The 1,159-nt window shown below is 65.5% G+C and carries 1 protein-coding gene; it reads right to left on the bottom strand.

Annotated elements, in window-relative coordinates:
* Window positions 1-209: 209 nt before the first annotated feature.
* The coding region (locus tag AC1DYI_RS36365; protein WP_477208941.1) for an aconitase family protein at window positions 210-1,159 on the bottom strand (950 nt) is incomplete at its 5' end.

The following is a 1,159-nucleotide window of genomic DNA, read 5'->3' as shown; positions in this document are numbered from 1 at the left end:
GGCTGAGCCCGGACATGAAAGGTCCAGTGGACCTTTCATGCCTGGCGAAGGGGCGGGCCACTGGCCCGCCGCGGTCTGCAAGACCGCGCAGCGGACCGGCGGAGCCGGATCCGCGCACGCCACTTGGAGAGCGCCAACGAAAAAGGCCACCGGAAGGTGGCCTTTTTTGTGGCGCGGGCGCCGTGTAGCGCGCCCGTTCAGTCGGAACGTTAGACGGTCACGCCCTTTGCCGTATCCGCGTACTCTTCGATCTGGTCGAAGTTCATGTAGCGGTAGATGCTGGCCGATTCCTTGGTCACGATGCCCATCTCGGCCTGGTACTCGGCCACGGTCGGGATGCGGCCGAGCTTGGAGGCGATGGCGGACAGCTCTGCCGAGGCCAGGAACACGTTGGCGTTCTTGCCCAGGCGGTTCGGGAAGTTGCGGGTCGAGGTCGAGATGACCGTCGCGCCTTCACGCACCTGAGCCTGGTTGCCCATGCACAGCGAGCAGCCCGGCATCTCGGTGCGGGCACCGGCGGTGCCGAAGGCGGCGTAGTGGCCTTCCTTGATCAGCTCGCTCTCGTCCATCTTGGTCGGCGGCGCGACCCACAGCTTGACCGGGATGTCGCGCTGGCCGCCCAGCAGCTTGGCTGCCGCGCGGAAGTGGCCGATGTTGGTCATGCACGAGCCGATGAAGGCTTCGTCGATCTTGGTGCCGGCGACATCGGACAGCAGCTTGGCGTCGTCCGGGTCGTTCGGGCAGCACAGCACCGGCTCCTTCAGCTCGTTCAGGTCGATCTCGATCACGGCCGCGTACTCGGCGTCGGCATCGGCCTGCATCAGCTCCGGCTTGGCCAGCCAGGCTTCGACCGACTTGATGCGGCGCTCCAGCGTGCGCTTGTCGGCGTAGCCATCAGCGATCATGTTCTTCATCAGCACGATGTTGCTGGTGAGGTATTCCTTGATCGGCTCGGGGTTCAGCTTGACGGTGCAGCCCGCGGCCGAGCGCTCGGCCGAGGCGTCGCTCAGYTCGAASGCCTGYTCGAYCTTCAGGTCMGGCARGCCCTCGATCTCGAGGATGCGGCCSGAGAASRYGTTCKTCTTGCCTTGCTTGGCGACAGTCAGCAGGCCGGCCTTGATCGCGTAGTAGGGGATCGCATGCACCAGGTCACGCAGCG

This window comes from Ideonella sp. P3_A4 (genome assembly GCF_056403075.1).
This window is presented reverse-complemented; position numbering and strand designations above follow the sequence as displayed.